This window comes from Microbispora sp. H10836 (genome assembly GCF_012999525.1).
In the GTDB taxonomy this organism is placed as follows: Bacteria; Actinomycetota; Actinomycetes; order Streptosporangiales; family Streptosporangiaceae; genus Microbispora.
In genome coordinates this window covers 58,022-75,287 of sequence record NZ_JABBWU010000033.1, presented here as the reverse complement: position 1 = coordinate 75,287, position 17,266 = coordinate 58,022, and the positions used below count along the sequence as shown (strand labels likewise).

The 17,266-nt window shown below is 64.5% G+C and carries 13 protein-coding genes and 1 pseudogene; 9 read left to right on the top strand and 5 right to left on the bottom strand.

Annotation, left to right across the window (positions count from 1 at the left end; all coding sequences use genetic code 11):
* Window positions 1-235, bottom strand: a pseudogene (locus HHX30_RS37995) (hypothetical protein); the annotation flags it as partial.
* Between the two features lie 307 nt (window positions 236-542).
* Between HHX30_RS37995 and HHX30_RS37990 the strand changes: the two are divergent.
* Entirely contained in the window at window positions 543-1,574 is a 1,032-nt protein-coding gene (locus tag HHX30_RS37990; RefSeq protein WP_249350888.1) for an XRE family transcriptional regulator, read from the top strand.
* Here HHX30_RS37990 and HHX30_RS37985 read toward each other — a convergent pair.
* Window positions 1,555-2,115, bottom strand: a complete 561-nt coding sequence (locus tag HHX30_RS37985) for an NUDIX hydrolase (protein ID WP_169988784.1) — start codon at window positions 2,113-2,115, stop codon at window positions 1,555-1,557. The genes HHX30_RS37990 and HHX30_RS37985 overlap by 20 nt on opposite strands.
* Window positions 2,116-2,159: 44 nt before the next feature.
* On the opposite strand from HHX30_RS37985, the gene HHX30_RS37980 reads away from it, so the two are divergent.
* Window positions 2,160-5,060 (top strand): DNA methyltransferase, encoded by a 2,901-nt coding sequence (locus HHX30_RS37980; RefSeq protein WP_169988783.1) that lies wholly within the window; start codon window positions 2,160-2,162, stop codon window positions 5,058-5,060.
* Window positions 5,061-5,325: 265 nt separating this feature from the next.
* Complete coding sequence (locus HHX30_RS37975; RefSeq protein WP_169988782.1) at window positions 5,326-5,790, top strand: hypothetical protein; 465 nt, start codon at window positions 5,326-5,328, stop codon at window positions 5,788-5,790.
* A gap of 231 nt (window positions 5,791-6,021) precedes the next feature.
* Here HHX30_RS37975 and HHX30_RS41065 read toward each other — a convergent pair whose 3' ends face one another.
* The gene (locus tag HHX30_RS41065) at window positions 6,022-6,309 is read right to left on the bottom strand and encodes a hypothetical protein (protein ID WP_211593340.1); all 288 of its coding nucleotides are present in this window, start codon (window positions 6,307-6,309) and stop codon (window positions 6,022-6,024) included.
* Window positions 6,310-6,341: 32 nt separating this feature from the next.
* Between HHX30_RS41065 and HHX30_RS37970 the strand changes: the two genes are divergently transcribed.
* Together HHX30_RS37970 and HHX30_RS37965 are read left to right on the top strand one after the other, a co-directional pair.
* A complete protein-coding gene (locus tag HHX30_RS37970) occupies window positions 6,342-6,815 on the top strand; it encodes a CPCC family cysteine-rich protein (RefSeq protein ID WP_169988781.1) in 474 nt (157 codons plus the stop codon).
* Between the two features lie 400 nt (window positions 6,816-7,215).
* The gene (locus HHX30_RS37965) at window positions 7,216-7,962 is read left to right on the top strand and encodes a hypothetical protein (protein WP_169988780.1); all 747 of its coding nucleotides are present in this window, start codon (window positions 7,216-7,218) and stop codon (window positions 7,960-7,962) included.
* Between the two features lie 491 nt (window positions 7,963-8,453).
* On the opposite strand, the gene HHX30_RS37960 is transcribed toward HHX30_RS37965, so the two are convergent.
* Together HHX30_RS37960 and HHX30_RS41060 are read right to left on the bottom strand one after the other, a co-directional pair.
* On the bottom strand, window positions 8,454-9,116 hold the full coding sequence (locus HHX30_RS37960) for a hypothetical protein (protein ID WP_211593339.1): 663 nt from the start codon (window positions 9,114-9,116) through the stop codon (window positions 8,454-8,456).
* A gap of 44 nt (window positions 9,117-9,160) precedes the next feature.
* On the bottom strand, window positions 9,161-9,505 hold the full coding sequence (locus HHX30_RS41060) for a hypothetical protein (protein ID WP_211593338.1): 345 nt from the start codon (window positions 9,503-9,505) through the stop codon (window positions 9,161-9,163).
* A 601-nt stretch (window positions 9,506-10,106) separates the two neighbouring features.
* Here HHX30_RS41060 and HHX30_RS37950 point away from each other — a divergent pair.
* From HHX30_RS37950 to HHX30_RS37935, 4 genes are all read left to right on the top strand, one after another.
* Window positions 10,107-10,799, top strand: a complete 693-nt coding sequence (locus HHX30_RS37950; protein WP_169988779.1) for a hypothetical protein — start codon at window positions 10,107-10,109, stop codon at window positions 10,797-10,799.
* Window positions 10,800-11,038: 239 nt separating this feature from the next.
* Window positions 11,039-12,244, top strand: a complete 1,206-nt coding sequence (locus tag HHX30_RS37945; RefSeq protein WP_169988778.1) for a sensor histidine kinase — start codon at window positions 11,039-11,041, stop codon at window positions 12,242-12,244.
* Window positions 12,241-12,939: a response regulator transcription factor gene (locus HHX30_RS37940; protein WP_169988777.1), complete on the top strand. Its 699-nt coding sequence runs from the start codon at window positions 12,241-12,243 to the stop codon at window positions 12,937-12,939. The genes HHX30_RS37945 and HHX30_RS37940 overlap by 4 nt, the downstream gene beginning before the upstream one ends.
* Window positions 12,940-13,120: 181 nt before the next feature.
* Window positions 13,121-17,200, top strand: a complete 4,080-nt coding sequence (locus HHX30_RS37935) for a LamG-like jellyroll fold domain-containing protein (RefSeq protein WP_169988776.1) — start codon at window positions 13,121-13,123, stop codon at window positions 17,198-17,200.
* The last annotated feature ends 66 nt before the right edge of the window (window positions 17,201-17,266 follow it).

The window sequence follows — 17,266 nt, the reverse complement described above, 5'->3', positions numbered from 1 at the left end:
TCGAGGCGGCCTGCTGAGCACTGGTCCCGCACGGTCCGAGTTCGTCGGTCCCGTTGCCCGTGAGGAAGACTTCCCACTCGAACATCTCCACGGGCACCTGGCCGCCGTCGCAGTACAGGCAGTCCTCTCGTGACGAGGTCGCCAGTCCCAGCGACACGGCCGCCACCTGTCCGCGTCGGGTGACAATCTTCCAGCCGCGCCCGTCGCACGCGGTGCACTTAACTGGTGTGGTCATGCCGGAAAGAATGGATCGCAGACGAATCCAGTCCTATTCCCACGGGATATATCACCGGGAGATATAGAGTTCTCAGCACGAGCCAATGCACCACCAGCCTGGGCGAACGACCGGAGGCCGGAATGCACGGGAACGCTTTCGAGCCAATCCAGCTACCCGAATGGATATGGGACCGTGACGAAAGCAGGGAAACGCTCAAGAACCGTGACGTAGCGGGTCTGTTCAACCTTGCTGTCAAGTACGCAGGCGCAAGCCAGGTCCGCCTCAGTGCCGCCACCGGCATCGCCCAGGGCCGGACAGTCAGCTCATGCGCGGCCAGCGCCAGGTCACCGACCTTGAGGTCTACGAGCGCATCGCCGCCGGCCTCGGCCTGCCCGACCACGCCCGCATGCTGCTCGGCCTGGCCCCGCTCGACATCGCCTCACCCACCGGCAACCGCTGCGACGAGCACCAGGAGCAGACCGAGGAACTCACCGCCCGCATCGAGGCCGCCGCCGCCATCGACTCCACGATGGTGATGATCCTCAGTACCGACACCAATAACCTGCGCCTGCTCGATCGCCGACTTGGCAGCGCGGCCATCGCCGACAAAATGCGCGCCCAAATTACCCAGATAGAGCGCGCCCACCATCACGCCATACGACCCGGCATACGGGCGAAATTGGCGCACGTGCTCTCCGAAACCGCGGCTCTCGCCGGATGGCAGGCCATCGACACCTGCGCCCTGAAAGACGCCTGGGACTACCACGAACGCGCGATAGCCGCAGCACGCGAGGCCGAAGACCCAGCTCTACTCGCCTACGCCTGCGGCCAGCAGGCATACGTTCTGGTCGACCTTGGAAGGCCGGCAGAGGCCACCGAACTACTTCAGTACACCCGGGCCTCGTACGACCGCCGCGTCCCCGGCCATCTGCGCACGTGGCTTGCCGCTGCCGAAGCAGAGGCCGCCGCCATTCTCGGAGATGAGGCGACCTGCCGGACCGCTCTCGACCAGGCCGCCGCACTGCTCCCCGAAGGGAACGCCAATCCGAGCCTGCCGTACGTCTCCCTCAACCGGCACCATCTCGCACGGTGGCGCGGCAACTGCCTCGTCCGGTTCGGCGATCCGGAGACCGTCGAGGACCTACGGTCAGCTCTCGCAGGCATGGACGGCACCTATAACCGGGCCGAGGCCGGATTGCGCTGCGACCTGGCTCACGCCCTGTTGGCGATGGGTGAACTGGACGCCGCGCAACCCCACCTCTACCGGGCCGAGCAACTCGCCACGATGATCGGCTCTCGACGGCACGCCCGACGCATTGCAGAACTGACCCGGGCCGCTACCCACGCAACCCGTTGAGGCGCTCCCGCGCGTACAACAGCCCGATCAACACGCCGGAATTCCACACGTCCCCACGGGCGATCATGTCCGGGATCTCCTTCATCGGGATCCACTCCAGCCGATCGGCCTCAACTTCGCCGACCGGCTCACCGACCAGTTCAGCACCGCGGCCGAGGAACACGAGGTGCTCGGAGTCGACCATGCCGACCATCGGCTGAAACGTGATTAGGTGCTCGATCTCCTTGGGCCGGTAACCGGTCTCCTCCTCCACCTCACGAACGGCGGTGTCCTTCGGGTCCTCGCCGACCTCCACCAGGCCGCCTGGCAGCTCCCAGCCCCACCTGTCGAAGAGGAAGCGGTGGCGCCACATCATTAGCACGCGCTGTTTGTCATCTACCAGCACGGTCATAGCCGCGCGGCCCAGATGCACCGCGTGATGCTCGAAGCGCTCCCCATCCGGGATCTCGACGTCCACTAGGCCCAGCCGGATCCACTCGTTGTCGTAGATCAGCCGCTCACCATGCACGACCCACCGCGACCGCTCTTCGTTGGTAGCCACACAGCGAAGCTACCGCCCAACATCACCGACGTACACGGGAACCCATGGGCATCCTCGACACAGATCGAACTAAGCCCGTGGCTGCTGACGTAACCAACAGTGTGAGAGTAGCCTCTCATGCCGTGGTAGATCATGATCTCCGTCTCGCCCTCGCCGACTTCGTTCGATACCGTCAGGAGAGCCTTTCAGGGGATGAAAAGGGCGAAGCTCATGTCTTCTTGGATCGCCTCTTCCGTGCCTTCGGACACGAGGGTGTCCGTGAGGCCGGCGGTGTCATGGAGATGCGCCTGAAGAAGGCCCTTCAAAAGGGCACGGCATTCGCAGACCTCGTTTGGAAACCTCGATGCTTGATCGAGATGAAGCGATCCGGAACTGACCTATCTCGCCACTATCGGCAGGCGTTTGATTACTGGGTCCAAGCCGTCCCGGATCGACCGCGCTATGTGGTTCTCTGCAACTTTGATGAATTCTGGATCTACGACTTCGATAATCAGATGGACGAGCCCGTGGATCGTGTCGCGCTCGTCAACCTACCTGAACGCCATGAGGCTCTTGCCTTCTTGCTTCCCGAAGAACGTAAGCCCGTCTTCACCAATGATCTTGTCGCAGTAACACGAGAGGCGGCTGCTTCCGTAGCCGAAGTGTTCTCGATGCTCCACTCGCGCGGCATTTCCCGCACACACGCGCAGCGATTCACTCTCCAGGCAGTTATGGCTATGTTCGCCGAAGATATCCGCCTTCTGCCTACCCACATGTTCACTCAGGCTCTAGAGGACTCACTAGAAGGCGGGGAAGCTTACGATCTCATTTTTGGCCTATTCCGCGAGATGAACGCAACTGGGAATACCCCTGCAGGCCGATACAAGGGAACTCCATACTTCAATGGTGGCCTGTTTGCCGACGTTACACCATTTCCCCTTACGCGCGAAGAGTTAACGAAACTACACTCAGCTTCTAGCACTAACTGGGCAGCAGTGCGTCCCGAAATATTTGGAACCCTATTTGAGGGTTCGATGGCCGAAGGCGAGCGACACGCATACGGAGCCCATTTTACGAGTCAAGCCGATATCGTAAAAATAGTGGGACCAACTATCGTCGAGCCATGGAGAGAGCGTATTGAAGGGGCGGGAAGCATTGCCGAACTGGAGCGTCTCCTGGGAGAGATGCTGAAGTTTCGGGTTCTCGATCCTGCTTGCGGCTCCGGAAACTTCCTCTATGTCGCTTACCGGGAACTGCGCCGCTTGGAACACGAGATCATACTGAGGATCGCCGACCGTCGGCGTTCTCCCGAGCTGGCCGCGCAGCGAGCTATATCCTACGTCTCAGCGGATAACTTCTTCGGCATAGATATTAATAGCTTCGCGGTCGAGGTGGCAAAGGTCACCATGATGCTTGCTAAGAAGTTAGCAGCAGACGAGCTGGACGAGGCACAACAGGTTCTCCCCCTAGACAACCTCGACAATGTAATCGTAGCCCGCGATGCCCTCTTCTCGCCATGGCCTAAAGCTGATGCCATAATTGGCAACCCACCCTATCTAGGCCGGCGGAAGATGGTAGATGAGCTCGGCGCAGGATACACACAGCGACTGGCTGAAAAATATCCTGACGTTGCCAGCGTCTCGGATTATGTCTGCTACTGGTTCCCCTTAACCCACGATTATCTACCGGAAGGCGGCCGCGCGGGCCTTGTTGCCACAAAAACGGTCCGGGAAACCAACAGCCGCAAAGCCAGTCTCGATTACATCGTCGACAACGGAGGAACAATATTCAATGCTGTCTCGTCCCAAGCTTGGTCTGGCGACGCAGTCGTCCATGTCTCTATCATCAACTGGATCAAGGAAGGTGATGTTACTCCGAAGAGGTTGTGGCTGAATAATGGGCAGCTTAGCCTAGAGGTCGATCATATTCCCAGCTCCCTAATGCCAACGATTGACGTCCGAGATGCGGTAGCACTCGACGCTAATATTTCGTCACAGATGTGTTCGCAAGGGCAGACTCCGGGGGTTAGCGGTTATTTGATTGACCGCACAACTAGAGAACACCTGATCGCCAACGACCCAGCATCGCAGAAAGTCATCTTTCCGTTCCTAGGAGGAAAGGAGATGCTTCATGAAACTACTATCAAACGCTGGATCATTGACATACCACTCCAAGACCTCCTAGAGGTGCAGACTCGATACCCTGGAGCATTGCGGCACTTGGAAGGAACGGTTCTACCAAAACGGCTGGAGAACGTCGAAAGGGAGAACGACCGCAATCAGAAAGGGCTCGCCTCTAATCCAAAGTTCAAGGCCGAGAAGGCTCACACTGACTTCATGGCACGCTGGTGGCAGCTCTGGCGCCGTCGGGGTGAGATGATTAGCCAGCTCGGGAAGCTGGACCGCTACCTAGTCACTTCCCGTGTTGCATCCGCCAACCGCAATACCGTTCTCACCTTCGTGGACTCAAAAATACGCCCGGGCGATTCTCTTACCTTCTTTCCACTCGATGACGATTATTCATTCGGCATTCTGAGCTCTTCGCTGCACCGAATTTGGCTTGATGCACGGTGTTCACGCTTGAAAGCCGACCCGAGGTACACATCCACCACGGTCTTTGATTCGTTTCCTTGGCCTCAGGCGCCAACATCGCAGCATGTAGAAAGAATTGCAACCATCTCTGCGGAGCTAATCGCTTTGAGGGCTCAGTACCTTGAGCAGGGCGTTAGCCTCGCCAAGCAATACGAGACGCTTCGCACCCCCGGGAAGAATAAGCTACGGACTCTCCACAACGAACTGGATGCGGCCGTCCTAGAAGCATACAGTTTTGGTACAGGCGAAGATGTGCTGACCCAAGTCCTCGCATTGAATCAAGATCTGGCTAGGAGTTCTTCATCAGTTCGCGGTCCTGGTGCGCGTGATCTATCAGGTGCACGTATCTCGGACTATCGCTTGACAATGACGTAAGACTGCGATGCCTCCATACCCATGCATCGGTGCAGAAACCCTCGGTGCGGGGCCAGGACGAGCAGACAGCAAGTGCACTGACGAAATGTGCTTGTAGGAATCAAGGGCGGCGCTCCGCGCCGCCTCGCGGCCCTGCGCCCGCTCGGCGGCCGGGCGTGCGGCCTGGGGGCCGGTCCCGGCCGCCGGCAGCTCGGGCCCGCGCCCAGCATCCGTTGATCCCAAGCACCCCGCCAGCGCCCCCTCCAAGCCGCCCCATAATGCCAGCGTGGAACTGCGAATCGATTCAGACAGGAACATCCGAACCGGCGTCTGCGACTGTTGCCAGACCCCCTTCGATCGCGTGACCGGGTTCATCAACAACGACGACGGCGCCTTTGCGATCTACTACGCATCCTGCTACCACCACAACGGAATCCACGAAGCCTGGATCGATGTCATCATCGATGACGCCTGGGCTCCCGACGAGCCTGTCAGCCGCCCTGGTCCGAATCGCGTCACCTTCGGATGTCGCGTCGGTCCCATTGAAGGGCAGCCCGCCCCCGCCTGCTCTCTGGTCAAAGGCGCCGCAGTCGCACCCGATGAACCGTTCTACGGTCGCAAGCTGACCCGCGAGGAAGCCCTCGCCCATCCCTGGCTATCCGACTACTGGGAGACCATCGATCACATCCTGGAGAACGACGCCACAGTCCGTGAGCATCTCTACGGCACAGCTATAGCGGAGGAGTCCTAGGTAAAGCCCCCGGGGGCGCTCCGGCTCCGGGGTGATCGCCAAGGCCCGCGCATCATCGCTGGCCGTAGGTGGCTGAGGTAGGGGCCTGATCACCCCGCCCTCCATCGACCCGGGACAAGCCGAGCAGGCCAAGGCCGCCGGGTCCAGGTCGTTCGTCCGTTGGGCGCTCCACCTGGACCCGGCGGCCTTGGCCCGCTTCCCCTTCGGGCGGGTCGACGGCAGACGGGGTGATCAGTCCGGCGCGGCTGTGCGGGTCCGTTCCAAAGTCACCCCAGCGTGTCTGGCCAGGTTGGCGACCTCCTCAATCACCCGCCGTAACACACCGACTGGCACGTCCCCTGAAAGCTGCAGTACCTCGCACGGTCGGTCCGCGTCCTCGTCCGGAAGGAGAACATGTACGAGCCCCGCTTGGCGCTCACCAAGCTCCGTAAGTTCGACGCTCCAGGCGTCATCTGGTACGCAGTAGTAACTGAGGAGTTCGTAGAGTTTCCCGTCTTCCTGCAGGTGTTCCGTGGCCACGAAACAATGATCACACTATGTGATACCAGTCCATGGAGAAGGGTCATCAGCAGCCAGCCTCCCATGCAAGGGCTACAGCTTGCATCAGAATCTCAGGAGGGCTCATTTCCGCTCGTGAACGACGTGAACGGACGCCCGAGGAGATCCAGCGGGGGATTGAGGTGTTCGAGGAGTACGTCGAAGTCGCCACCAACCGCTCGGTACACGCTCCGGAAGGAAGCGGTCCTCACGCCTGCCCCTGCTGCGGATATCTGACCCTCGACTCTCGCGGCTGGTACGAGATCTGCCCCGTGTGCTTTTGGGAGGACGACGGGCAGGACGACCACGATGCCGACGACATCCGGCGCGGCGGCCCCAACTCTGGACTGAGCCTCACCCAGGCCCGCCTCAACTTCCAGCAGATCGGCGCCTACCGCGAGCGAGCCGTCCCCCATGTACGCCCCCCACGGCGCGAGGAATTCCCCACCGAGACAAACCCAAGGCCGCCTACCCGCGATCCGGACTGAAGCGCGCAGGCCAGACACGTGATCGTCGTGCAATTAGCGTGCAATTAGCCAGGGGAACGAGGGGGCAATCACGGTCACTCGTGACCGGCCCCGCCCGCAGGTCAGCGCCCATACGGGCCGTGATCCATGCAATTCCCAAGCTGACAGCGCGGGTTCCGTTCCCGTCACCCGCTCCACAAGGAGAAGCCCTAGTCACTACTCAGGTCCAGCCAGCTTCCGCGTTTCTCCGAAGAGCCGAAACAGGCCACGGGCGGGCAAGGGGACACGCGTGTCCCAGCCGGCCGTGCCCGCTGTCCTCCTACTCCCCGCGACCAGTCGAGCTGCGCAGACACTGGAAAGAGGTCGGGGGACATGTTATATGGGTGTCCCAGGCGTGCACTAAGTGCCATACTCCCGTTCTATGCCCCGCACCGATCGTGTCAGCCTGACCCGGGAAGCACTTGCAATACCCGCGGTAGATCACCTTTCGAATAACGGTACGCTCAATGTTCTCCTGGATCGGACCCTCTCGGGTCTTCCATCTGGCCTTCCGCCGGATCGAACAATGGTTGGCCTATTCATGAACTTCGTCAGGTTAACGGATAAAGCACTCCGCGAATACGACGCGGCACGAGCTGAGTTGCTGGTCTACGTCTCGCCCCACCCTGGACTGCGCATAAGCCCCTACCTGAGGGCTATCGACCACATGGAGAACTGCGTGAGCGCAACCCATCGTGCGGTTCTCAATGCGCGAGCGCTTCGAGAAAATAAGGTCGGCCGAGGAGCGCCAACTCTGACTCAACGTCAGGAAGAGCGCCTGAAGTTCCTACGCAACGCGGTGGAACACTCCGACGAAAAGATTCTTGGTAAGCAGAAGTATAAAAGTAGTCCGATTTTCGATAAATCTGATCCGCATTCACTTCGGCTGTCGAATACATCCATGGTGATCGGCCCGCACATCCTAACGTACAAGGAGCTTGTGTCGGCGATGGCGAAGTGTCACCAGACGATCGAGAAAATACGAGGGGTTCCTACAGGCACACCTAGTCCCGACTTTCCGAACGCCAAGCTACGGACAACCGTGGACGACGCAACTCGAGGACCAAGCGGACTTCGACCTAGTGACTACCTTAGGGAGCTGACCCGACTCGTCGTCACTCACTCCTGACAAGATCGTCATGCCAGCCTGTGGATTCGTTCCTCTGACCGGGCCATAGACCAAGATCCGGAACATGTTCGGAATGACCTTGCTCTGACCGGAGGTATCCGAGAGATCAGGCGCAGGTCAGGACGCCATGAGGTTAAGGAACGGCGATCCACTTCTAATCCGACGGTCGGGGGTTCGAATCCCTCAGGGCGCGCTCCTCTCCCCCGCCTCTTTGGCCTCTGACCTGGGCTTCCGCTTGATCGTGCCGTGATCGCGCGTGCAGCCCTACGCCGCCGAGAGCCGCCGCTTGTCGCCAGTCACGGGATATACGCGCGATGATGTTGGTCGCGTTTCCCCAGGTCGCATGGTGTTTTCGGGGGCCTCTGCGGGATGAGACCCGCCCCGAGAACGCCGAAGGGTCCCGGAGGAGCGATCCGAGACCCTGAGGCGCACCCGATGCGGCGAGGTTCGTGACCTGTGATCTTTGGTCGGGATGATCGTTCACGTGCAGGTCACCGGTTGGCGGGATCAAAGCGAAGACCTCCGTCAGTCGGTATGAGGTACCCCATCCAGCGCTCTTCGGGTGCCGTGCCACCGAGCTGGCCTGAATCAACGCTGCCTGAGGTCTCGAAGCCGATCAAGCCGAGTTGAAACTGGACCTCGTCGAAGACGCTCGTGCCGATGGCGGCCAGCCAGTCGTCCAGGCCGCGCCGCCAACTCAACGAGGCCTCTCCGCTGTCCTCATCGAAGGGGAACCCGCCAATCCGCTCGTCAACACGCTCTAAAGCGCCCAAGGGCAGGTAGAAGTCGAGCCAGTCTGGCCCGTCTTCCTCACGGATGGCCACGCATCCGCACACGACTCGGCGACCGGTCGGCAGCGTGACCGTGCCCCGTAGGTGAAAAAATTCCGCTAGTGATGAAACGGTACAGGGGACCTCATCTTGCTCCTTGGGCTCACGATCACGACGGCCGAAGCAACCGTCGATGGCGGCAGCTCGCCAGAGGGCCGATAGCGCCAGTTGGAGGCGCTCATCGCTGGTATCACCAATCTCGATCGCCAGTTCGTAGTAGCCGCCAGACCAGTTCTCACTGTCGGTAAATGCCGTTGGGTCGTGCATATCAGCTCCCCAGTGAAGCGGTTGCTGTGACGCAACGACTTTGCCGTAAAAGATCACCGACTGACACCCCATTTCCGGGGAGCCAGACGAGAAGCAGATCGTCAGCTGAGGGCATCTTCTATCCGCCGGTTGGCGATCTCGCGTTGCCCGTCGATGCACTTCGCGTAGACGCGCAACATGACGTCAATGCCGTGACCGGCCCGCTCGGCGGCTTCCGGAGCGTGCACACCCGCGTTCAACCAGAGGGACACAGCCGCGTGGCGCAGGTCGTACGGCCGGGCCGCGAGGGGTGAGGCGACCTGCTCGGGAGTGAAGGCGTAGCTCCGGGCTTGCTCCCAGATCTTCGCGTACGCCGAGCCCGAGATCACGCCGTCCGTCCTCGTCCGGAACAGCCGGCCATCCTCCGCCGTCCCGTAGGTTTCCAGCTGCGTGCGCAGGATCTTCACCAGTTCCGGCGGGATGGGGCCGTCTCGCTTTGTCGTGTCGTCCCCGATGCTTGAGGCCCCGTTCGTCGTGGCCCTTCCCGAGTCAGTGAACCGCTTGTTGCTCTGGGGACGAGTCTTCTCCAGCGCGTCAGCAGGCCCCATCCGGATTCGGGAAGGTGGCAGTCCTTCTCACGCAGCCCAGCCGCCTCGGCAGGTCGCAGGCCGCCGAAGTACACGCAGGCGAACATCGCCACGAGCATCGGCCCGCGCTTACGGCCGCGGTAGGTGAGCGCGACGAGGAGCTCCCGCGCCTGGACCGGGTTGACGACGACGCGCCGGTCTATCTCTCACCCCGCCCACCATCGATCCGGGACAAGCAGAGCAGACCAAGGCCGCCGGGTCGACGGCACACAGGGTGATCAGTCAGGCGGACTGTGCGCGCCGCGCAGGGCCGGTACTCCCATCACTGCAGTGGCTGAGTTAGGGGCCTGATCATGACCCGGGCGGTCCTGGCTGCGCGATCGCGCGATGTAAGACGTCGGTCCTCTCCTTCAATCTTCACCGCCGCCTGTTGCGAGAACAAGACTGTTTCTGGCTGCTCAGACTCGTGAGACTGCCGGGCATGAGTTTCCTCGGCCAGCACGCGCCTGCTGATCTCGCTCGTCGACTCGCGCATGTCCGCTGGATTGCCGGCGGTACCGGCGCTGGCAAGAGCACCCTCACTCAGTCCTTGGCGGAACGGCACGACCTGCTCGTGTATGACGGCGACCGCGCCGAACAGGGCTACATCAACCGGTGCACCCCGCAGCAACAGCCCTACCTGTTCGCGTTGCTGCGAACGCCCCTGGAGCAAAGATGGACGGGACGCACCGCGGATGAGATCTTCCAGACCATGCCCAGCCTGCACGGCGAGACATTCGGATTCGTCATCGAAGACCTGCTTACCCTGCCCGCCGACCGTCCCGTACTCGTTGACGACTTCCGTACCCTGCCCCGAGACGTCGCGCCACTACTGACGCGCCGCGAGCAAGCCGCCTTTCTGCTACCGACACCCGAATTCCGCCGCAATGCATTGGGTACCCGATTCGCCGACCCAGCCAGAGCACGAGCCAACTGGGGAAGCAGTGACCATGCTGACGCGTTGGCCAAGCGACTGGCCCGCGACGAACTCTGGGATGAAGAAGTACGACACCAAGCCCTCGAACTCGACTTGCCTGTCCTGCAGGTCGACGGCTCTCGAAACGTTGCCGAACTTGCCGACGAACTGGCCGCAATGTTTCACCTGCGGGATATGCGCGGGATGGCTCCTACCTAGATTCACTACCGAGAGCACAACCTTGCAGGTCAACGACTATGGAGGCAGGTAAAGATCTGCTCCACTTCTCATCCGACGGTCGGGGGTTCGAATCCCTCAGGGCGCGCTCCTCTTCTCCTGCGTTCAGCCACAACGAGACGGCCGCGTGGCGCAGGTCGTGGTCGGCGGCCGTGACCTCCGCGGTAGGAGGATCAGCTTCTGGTTCGATGACGAGCCTGTCGGCCGACTCTATGCTGCCAATGGTGATCAGGTGGTGGCGTGGCCGGGCGGGGTGGCTGCGCGGGATCGATGTGCGGGTGATCGACACGGGGCTTGCCGTGATGCTCACGGTGGTGGCGCTGGTGTCGATAACGGAATTTCCGATACCCGGGTGGCCGCCGCTGGACGGCTGGACCCTGCTGTTCTTCTGCGCGGGCAACCTCCCGCTGATATGGCGCAGCCGCGCGCCGGTGCTCGTGCTGGCGGTCGTGTGCGGAGTCTGGGCGATCTACCTGACTTTGGGACATCCGCCGATGGCCTCGTGGGCGTCGCTGGTAGCGCTGTACACGGTGTCGGCACAGCGCCCGATCAAGGTGTCGGCGCTCAGCATGGTGGCCGCCGGGGCATTGGTGCTGGCCGGAGGGCTGCTGCTGCTGTCGGTAACGACGGCCGTGGCACAGACCATAGCGGTGCCGATCGTGTGGGCGTTCGGCGTGGACAGGCGACGGCTGGCGGTGCTCAGCGCGCGGTTACGCGCCGAGCAGGACATCCATGCCCAGCAGGCGGTGACCGAGGAACGGGTGCGCATCGCTCGCGAACTGCACGACATCGTCGCCCACCACATGTCCGTGGTGTCAGTGCAGGCGGGCCTGGCCCGATACGTGTTCGCCTCCGACCCCGCCGTGTCGCGGGCGGCCCTGGATACCATCGCCACCAGCAGCTTCGAGGCCCAGGAGGAGATGCGCAGGCTCCTGGCGGTCCTGCGCACCAACGGCGAGGACTTCAGCTACGCCCCCGCTCCCGGGCTGGCCGGGCTGAACGAACTGGCCGACCGTGTGCGCGCCGCCGGCGTGCCGGTGGAGGTTACCGTACACGGTGGGCCCAGACCTGTGGGGCCGGGCGTCGACCAGTGTGTTTACCGCGTCGTACAGGAGTCGCTGACCAACGTGCTCAAACACGCGGGTCCCGCCCGCGCCGTCGTCGTGCTGGACTACACGGCGACCGGCCTGATCGTACGGGTCAGCGACGACGGCGCCACCCGGCCACCTCCCGAGCAACTCCAGGGCGCCGGCACTCATGGGTTGCTGGGCATGCGTGAACGCGCCAGGCTGTATGGCGGAACGGTGATCGCGGGGCCACGTGCCCACGGCGGCTTCGAAGTCGTGCTCACCCTGCCGCTGCCCCTGCCATCGATCGGCGGGCAGAGCGGCGATGGTGAGCAGGTGGAAGGGACGGACCCGTCATGACCAGCGTGCTCGTTGCCGACGACCAGATCCTGATCCGCGCCGGCCTGGCCGCCCTGCTGCGTGCCGCACCCGGCATCGACGTGGTGGGTGAGGCGGCCGACGGCGACGAGGCGGCGACGCTGGCGGCGCACGCCCGCCCGGACATCGTCCTGATGGACATCCGCATGCCGCGCCTCGACGGGATCGAGGCCACCCGCCGCATTCTTGCCCAAGCCGGTCAAAGCCCGCCGAAGGTGGTGATGCTCACCACCTTCGATCTGGACGAATATGTCTTCGCCGCGTTGTCCGCAGGGGCGTGCGGATTCCTGCTGAAGAACAGCCCGCCCGAGCGGCTTCTGGCTGCCATCGACACGGTCGCCGCGGGCGACATGCTCTTCGCCCCGAGCGTCACCCGCCGCCTGATCGAGGCCTACACACAACGGAGCGCACCCGGCTGCCCGTCGTCCGCCGTGCCGGAGCTCGACCTGCTCACCAGCCGCGAGCTGCAGGTGCTGCGGCTGGTGGGCACCGGTTTGACGAACGCCGACATCGCGGCGCAGCTGGTCGTCAGCGAGGCGACCGTCAAGACCCACCTCAACCGAGCCATGGCCAAGCTCAACGTGACCAGCCGAGCCCAGGCCGTGGTGCTGGCCTACGAGACGGGCCTGGTCACGATCCGCGTCAACCGGACGCTCGACGAGCAGGCGAAGGCGTAGAACTACCGCCTAGGTTTACAACCGGACCCGCGCTACCGCCACTGTTGCAGTCAAGAATCAATCCAGCGCCGAATGTTCCCCTGACCCTTCGCCGCCTACTTTCTGATCATTAGACAGATATGTGGGGAGCGAGGTCGCGATGCTGATGGCGCTGGGTATCAAGGGCCGATTAAGGTGCGCGTTGGCACAGGGTACGGCGGTGCTCGCCGTGCTGACCTGCCTGTACGCCGCCGGGCCGGAGGCGGCGGCCGCCAACCCCGACTCGCCCGCGCAGCCGTCCCTCGGCACTCCGGCGACCGAGGCCGACGCCTCGGCGCTGGCACGTTCGTCGGGACGACCCGTGGAGGTGCTGTCGCAGCGGGGTGAGCACCGCACGGTGAACGCCCTGCCCAACGGCTCGTTCGAGGTGACCGAGCATCTGCGGCCGGTGCGTACACGCCGGGACGGGCAATGGGTCGGCATCGACACCACGCTGCGGCGGAACGGCTCCGGCCTCGTCCCTGCCGCGACCACCGTCGGCCTGCGGCTGTCAGGCGGCGGACAGGAGCCGCTGGTACGGATGTCGCGGGCGGGCCGGGAGCTGGCGCTGTCATGGCCGGGCCCGCTGCCCGAACCGGTGCTGGACGGCGACACCGCCGTCTACCAGGGCGTGCTCGGCAACGACGTCGACCTGCGCGTACGAGCGCTGCCGGACGGCTTCGCGCACACCCTGGTGATCAAGACCGCCGCGGCGGCCAGGGATCCGCGGCTGGCCCGGCTGGCCTTCGGCCTGGACTCCGCCCGGCTGTCGCTGGACCGGGACGCCACCGGCGTGCTGCGGGCCAAGGACGCCGGCACCGGCGAGGCCGTGTTCGAGGCGCCGTCCCCGGTCATGTGGGACTCCTCGCCCGCCGCGGGCGCGCTGACCACCGCGCGCGAGCGGGACCTCAGCAAGGGCCCCGCCGAGGGTTCCCGCACCGCCAAGGTGCAGGTCGGCCTCGGAGGGCGGCAACTGGCGCTGATCCCGGACCAAGGGCTGCTGACCTCACCGGCCACCACCTTCCCCGTCTACGTCGACCCGGTGTGGCAGACCAGCGCGGCCTACTACTGGGGGATGGTCTCCTCGGGCTATCCCAGCGAGAACTACCCGAAGTTCAACGGCAACGCCACCGAGGGCATGGGCCGCTGTGAGGTCGCCAAGGACGGCCGGTGTGTGAAGAACCAGACCAAGCGGCTCTTCTACCGGATGAAGCTGCCCTCCATCAAGGGCAAGTACATCGAGTCGGCCGAGTTCGTGGCCTACGAGACCGCGGCTTACGACTGCGACAACGCCACCTCGGTGCAGTTGTGGCGGGCCGGCACGCTGACCTCGGGGGCGACCTGGAACAACACCAGCGACGCCTGGCTTGAGCATCTGGCCTCGCGCGACGTGGCCTACTGCTCGCGGGCGCCGGTCGAGTTCGGCGGGTCCAAGCTCCGCGCCAGCGTGCAGAGCGCGGTGAACAAGGGGTACTCGACCATCACCTTCGGGTTGAAGGCCTACAGCGAGAGTGCGATGACGTGGTGGAAGCGCTTCGCCGATGACGCCTACCTGCGCATCCAGTACAACCGGCCGCCGAACCAGCCGAGCACCGGCTCGATGTTCGCCAGCCCCGGAACCAAGTGCGTGGCCTCCAGTGAGGCCCAGTGGGTCAACGACCTGTCCATCCTGTACGCCTACCTCTCCGACCCCGATTCCGAGGACGCCAAGAAGGTCCAGGGCCAGTTCACGCTGCACTGGGCCGACAAGGCCGACGGCTCGGACTGGGGCGCCAAGTGGACCTCGGCCCTGACACCGGCGCTGACCACGGGCAGCAGGCACCAGATCAAGCTTCCCGCGTCCATCCCGCAGAAGAAGCGCATCGGCTGGGGGGTACGGGCCTGGGACGGCGTCCAGTGGGGCCCGTGGAGCTACGACGGCGCGCAGACCGGCTGCTACTTCTACTACGACCCGTCGGTGCCCGCCGCGCCATCGGTGTCGTCGGCCGAGTACCCAGGTGACCAGAGCTGGCACGGCGGCGTCGGCGACGCCGGCATCTTCACCATCAGCGACCCGGCCAAGGCCGCGGCCCGCTACGAGCTGAAGCTCAACGGCACCGCGCTGAGCACGGTGACCACGACCAGCGGCGCGGCGCGTCAGGTCGCGGTGGCGCCCAGCCGCTCGGGCCCCAACCTGCTGACCGTCCAGGCGTTCACCCAGGCCAACCAGAACAGCGCCCCGACCACCTACGAGTTCTGGGCCAGGGCGGGCGCGGACGCCGCGGCCCGGTTCACGCTGGACGAGGCCGCGGGCGCGACGACCGTGACGGGCACCGGCCCGGGCACGGCGGCCTACGTGCGCGGCGGGGCCACGCTGGGCGGTGCGGGCCAGGCGGGCACCGCGCTCACCCTCGACGGCGCGGGCGGCTACGCCGAGACGAACCTGCCGGTGCTGCGCACGCAGGAAAGCTTCACCGTCTCCGCATGGGTCAAACCGGCGGCTTTCGGGATGGTCAACGCGCTGGCCCAGGACGGAACCCACCAAAGTGGATTCCAGCTCGGCATCAACCCGTCCGGGCAACCGGAGTTCAAGATGCCCAGCACCGACACCGCCGGGGACGGTGGCGGCGTCTGGTATTCCGCGATGGCGAGCGGCGGCCTTCCGCTGAACACGTGGACGCACCTCACCGGCGTCTACGACCAGCCCGCCGGTGAGCTGCGCCTCTACGTGGGCGGGCAGCTCGCGGGCACGGCCGGCGGGGTGAGGGCGTGGCAGGCCGCGGGCGCGCTGCAGATCGGCCGCAGCAAGTACAACGACGCCCAGGTCAATCAGTGGCCCGGCGGCATCGACGAGATCAAGCTGTACCAGCGGGCGGTGTCGGACCAGGAGGCTCAGCAGCTCGCGGCGGGCGCGAGCCCGTCCGGTCCGGCCGCGTACTGGCCGCTGGACGAGGAGGCCGGGACCGGCCGCGTCTACAGTCCCGCCGCCGCCGTCCAGGCCGCGCTGAAGGGTGGCGCGACGCTCGGGCAGGACGGGCAGGACGGCACGGCGCTGCGGCTGGACGGCTCCACCGGCCACGCCGCCACCACCGGCCCGGTCGTGGACACCACCAAGAGCTTCTCGGTGTCCGCATGGGTGCGCCTGGAGACCAGCGCGCTGGACAAGAACTACACGGCGCTCTCCCAGGACGGCCTGCGCAAGAGCGGCTTCTACCTCAAGTACGACGGCGGCCTCAAGAAGTGGGTGTTCGCCAAAGCCAAGACCGACACCGACGAGAGCGGCTGGTACCAGGCGGTCTCCAAAGCGACACCGGCCGTGAACTCCTGGACGCACCTGGTCGGCGTCTACGACGCCGTCACCCGAAAGTTGCGCATCTACGTCAACGGCGACCAGGGCACCGACAGCGGCCAGCTCGACGCGGTGTGGCACGCCGGCGGCGGGCTGCAGATCGGCCGCAGCAAGTGGCTGGGCGCCTACGTGGACCAATTGCCCGGCGTGCTCGACGACGTCCGCGTCTACGACCGGGCGCTGGGCCCGATCGAGGCCGAGGAACTCGTCACCCAGCACCCCGTGGTCAAGGGACGCTGGAAGCTCAACACCGGCGGCGCGGGCGAGCCCGCGGGAGCCCAGAACCTCACGCTCCAGGGCGGCGCCGTCATCGACCGCGCCGCGGGCTTCCGCTACATCTCCAGCGCGGGACTGCTGCTGAACGGCACCACGGCCTACGCCGAGACGGCCACCCCGCCGCTGCAGACCGGCGAGAGCTTCACGGTGGCGGGGTGGATACGCAACATGGGCCGCCCGCAGACCGCCAGGACCGTGTTCTCGCAGGCAGGAGCGAACGCCAACGCCTTCGCCCTGCGCTACGTCCCGAACCCGGCCGACCCCGACGCCGGTGGCTGGCAGTTCCAGATGCGTAACGCCGACTCCACCGCGGCCTCCGAGCTGCGCCAGGCCGAGCACTCGGGGTTCTCCGAGTCGGACTGGGACCACCTCGCCATCGTCTATGACGCGCTCCGCGATCGGATGAGCCTGTATGTCAACGGCCAGCTTGAGGAGACCTCACTCGGTGTCTCCCAGGAGGACCAGGTGTTCGGGTTCACCGCGACCGGCGGCGGGCTGCAGGTCGGCCGCAACAGGTTCGGCGGCGAGTTCTGGCCGGACGCCATCGACGACGTGTGGGCCTACCAGGGCGCGCTCACCAAGGAACAGGTCGAGGTGCTGGCCACCGGCGGCGAACTCGACACCGCCTCCGGCCTCTGACCGTAGGTAATCCCCTGCTTGTGGAGGTCGTGATGAAGGTGAACCTCGAGCCCGCGCTCCCGTGCG